Raw genomic sequence first — 2,678 nt, 5'->3', positions numbered from 1 at the left:
AACATCGGGGTGAAACCTTCGGGGAGTAGCCCCTTATTTTTATTCAACTAACGTTTCAACTGGAATCTTTTTGTCGGACAGTAGTGAAAAAGAATATAGAGTTTTTAGAGCAAGGGTGGAAGAATGCAGATGGTCTAGTTAGCAATGGTAAATCTATGTTTATTACTAATGCAGAAATTCACATTTATATGCCAAAAGCAAATATTACACCTGAATTGAAAGCAATTTGGATGAATAAGTTAAACACCGTAAATCCTAAAATTAAGTTTGAAATAAAAGCATTAGAAGATTTTATACAGTAGAATTATGAAATTTACAAGAAACGACATATTTGCTATAGCAAAAGTACCATATAACTTAGGCGGAGATAAAAGCAATAGCAATATTGAATACCTCAAATGGGTTGATTTTATTGATACACACTCTGATCATTTTATTTGGAAAGAAAACACAAAAGAGGGAGTTGAAACATTGACAAACATTGATAAAGTTCCTGAAAGTTTTAAAGAAAGGGTTTTAGATAGCCTAAACAAATCAGCATGTTATAAAGAGTTTGATGTCAAAAAAGGATTTTATAATATTAATTTAGGGTTTAACTATATTGATAATATGGTAAGCATTGGATTTGAACGCACTCCAAAACTAGAAGATTTAAAAATTTTCCTAGCAATGGCAAATCATTTAGACGCTTTTCTTTTGAAAGATGGCACTGAGATAATAGATGAAAGAGTTATAGACAGCCTTGGCTAATGAGATTCTTTTTTCAAATATTCCTCTTCCTCTTCACTTGGTTCAACCTAGGTGCGACTCCCGTATTCTCAAAAGTCGCCTTACCAAGCGTTGTTGTTTCTTTTCCTAAAGCAGAAAACCAAAACCAAGAAAGTGAGCTAAAAATTGGCGTTTCTAATTTTGCAAGAAGTGGCATTTCTGAAAATTCGTTTTCTGAAAACGCTATTTTGTGGGAGAGTTCTGTTTTAGAGAATCGCGCGCACGAGGTAAATGTTTGGGATGTTAAGGAGGCGGGGAAGTTGCTTGACAATGCTTTAATTGCCGAACTGAAAGCAACTCTTGGAAATAAAGTGGATGTCAAAAAACTAATTGGACTCGTTAAAAATCCTGAAGGAAAAATTGTTTGGTTAGATAAAGGTGTAACAAATGCTGAAGCAATCGCATTAGGGAGAAAGAAAGGTGCTGGTTTTGCTCATGTATTAGAAAAACATGCAACAGATTTTCTAAATAAAGGAATTACAGAAGCAGATTTACCTGAATTTCTTTTAAAAGCTGCTAAAGAAAATAACATTGTAAAAACAACTGGATCAACATCTCGTGCTGTTTTTGAAACAACTTTCAAAGGTGTAAAGCAACGAGTAACAATAACGATAGGAGATAATGGATACATAGTAGGTGCAAATCCAATTTCATTTTAACTATGAGAAAGCTAAAATATAGTTTCGAGTATTGTTGTTATCCCGTTTGGGTTGAAGAAGTGAGTGTTGAAAAACCAATTTTTGAAAATGTTGATGTTGATATTCTTGAAATTAGTTCTTCATTAAAAAAAGAAATAAAAGACTTGGCAGAAATTTATCAGTTGACTTATAATCAAGAAGACCCGAGAGAGTCTGAATTTAAGACTTGGCAGACATTTTCAATCTTTGCTAATCGAGTTATTTTTTCAGCCGAATTGCTTGAAATAGAATTAAAAGATAAATTTGAGATTGTTTTTATAAAAGACTATTGGGGGAAAATAATTGAAGTGTCAAAACAAAAGATAGTAGAAAGCTCGATTTAATCGGGCTTTTATTATTTACATCGAAAACACTTTTTTCAAAGCATCTTTAATATCTTCCATCGTATTTTTATCCACTGTCCCTAGTTTTTTAATGAGTCGTTCTTGAGAGAGCGAACGCACTTGAAAACAGTCAGCAACGGATTCTTTGCTCAATCCATTTTGAGCGTTGGGCATAAGTTGTACCATCTAAGATTCCATGTTGTAGCGGTCTTTCCAGTCGGTAATCGGCACAACCGCTTTTAATGGCAATTTTCCCAAAACACCATCATTTACAATATCAACAGGGTGCTACGCTCTTTGAAATTTTAGAGAAAAATATAGCCCCAGCGTATGGCTGTTAAGTCGCAGTAGCCATCCGTTGCCTACGGCGAGCTCTCCGCCAGCTGGCGGATCGGTTCACTTATCACTATTCACCTTTCACCCTCTCTCGCACACCTTCAGCAGCACTTACGGCCTAGCGCAGGGCAGCACCACCAACCTTATGGACTACGTCTCCGGCGCTACCCTTGTAAAGCACCAGTGGGATTGCCTATTCTCCTCCGGTGTGGTCATTGGTATGTTTGAGAAGGAGGAGGATGGGGCGAGTATTTCTGATTTTTGGGCTATTGCTACACTGAAGGAAGACTGCTCGGTTAATCCTCTTTCACCAGTTTTTTCTACCTATTTTGCACCTTCTGGACTACCTGTTAGTTTACCTAGGGGTTACTGCCAGACAGAGTTCTCGGGGGAGATAGTAAATGCTTTGAAAAACAAGGTAGGATTTTCAAAAAAGTATTTAACAAGTTTCAAGTTAGCTGGGAAAACATATGTTGCAATTTCTGAAGATGGGAAAAAATTTAGTGGTTATCGCGAGTTATTATCTTTTAGACCTAGAGATGAATACTATACC

At 36.1% G+C, this 2,678-nt stretch carries 6 protein-coding genes; 5 read left to right on the top strand and 1 reads right to left on the bottom strand.

The genetic code is table 11. The features are described from left to right. Window positions 1-83 precede the first annotated feature (83 nt). The 4 genes from BLS65_RS17515 to BLS65_RS17500 are packed head-to-tail and all read left to right on the top strand — an operon-like array spanning window position 84 to window position 1,789. Window positions 84-302 carry a hypothetical protein gene (locus BLS65_RS17515; RefSeq protein ID WP_092441078.1) on the top strand — a complete coding sequence of 73 codons (219 nt, stop codon included), beginning with the start codon at window positions 84-86 and terminating at the stop codon, window positions 300-302. A gap of 4 nt (window positions 303-306) precedes the next feature. Next, window positions 307-750, top strand: coding sequence for a hypothetical protein (locus tag BLS65_RS17510; RefSeq protein ID WP_092441077.1), 444 nt, complete (start codon window positions 307-309; stop codon window positions 748-750). After that, on the top strand, window positions 750-1,427 hold the full coding sequence (locus BLS65_RS17505; RefSeq protein WP_092441076.1) for a hypothetical protein: 678 nt from the start codon (window positions 750-752) through the stop codon (window positions 1,425-1,427). Before BLS65_RS17510 ends, BLS65_RS17505 begins: the two co-directional genes overlap by 1 nt. A 2-nt stretch (window positions 1,428-1,429) precedes the next feature. Then, window positions 1,430-1,789, top strand: coding sequence for a hypothetical protein (locus tag BLS65_RS17500; RefSeq protein WP_092441075.1), 360 nt, complete (start codon window positions 1,430-1,432; stop codon window positions 1,787-1,789). 15 nt (window positions 1,790-1,804) lie between these two features. On the opposite strand, the gene BLS65_RS17495 is transcribed toward BLS65_RS17500, so the two are convergent. Beyond that, a complete protein-coding gene (locus BLS65_RS17495; RefSeq protein ID WP_092441074.1) occupies window positions 1,805-1,975 on the bottom strand; it encodes a type II toxin-antitoxin system PemK/MazF family toxin in 171 nt (56 codons plus the stop codon). A gap of 172 nt (window positions 1,976-2,147) precedes the next feature. On the opposite strand from BLS65_RS17495, the gene BLS65_RS18120 reads away from it, so the two are divergent. Next, window positions 2,148-2,678: hypothetical protein (locus tag BLS65_RS18120; protein ID WP_139180986.1), on the top strand; the 531-nt coding region annotated here is incomplete at its 3' end.

This window comes from Williamwhitmania taraxaci, assembly GCF_900096565.1.
GTDB lineage: Bacteria > Bacteroidota > Bacteroidia > Bacteroidales > Williamwhitmaniaceae > Williamwhitmania > Williamwhitmania taraxaci.
This window is presented reverse-complemented; position numbering and strand designations above follow the sequence as displayed.

What these genes read in the sequence shown, in the direction of transcription:
- BLS65_RS17505 (WP_092441076.1), top strand. Translation starts at nt 750, where the DNA reads ATGAGATTCTTTTTTCAAATATTCCTCTTCCTCTTCACTTGGTTCAAC.
- BLS65_RS17495 (WP_092441074.1), bottom strand. Translation starts at nt 1,975, where the DNA reads ATGGTACAACTTATGCCCAACGCTCAAAATGGATTGAGCAAAGAATCC.
- BLS65_RS17500 (WP_092441075.1), top strand. Translation starts at nt 1,430, where the DNA reads ATGAGAAAGCTAAAATATAGTTTCGAGTATTGTTGTTATCCCGTTTGG.
- BLS65_RS17510 (WP_092441077.1), top strand. Translation starts at nt 307, where the DNA reads ATGAAATTTACAAGAAACGACATATTTGCTATAGCAAAAGTACCATAT.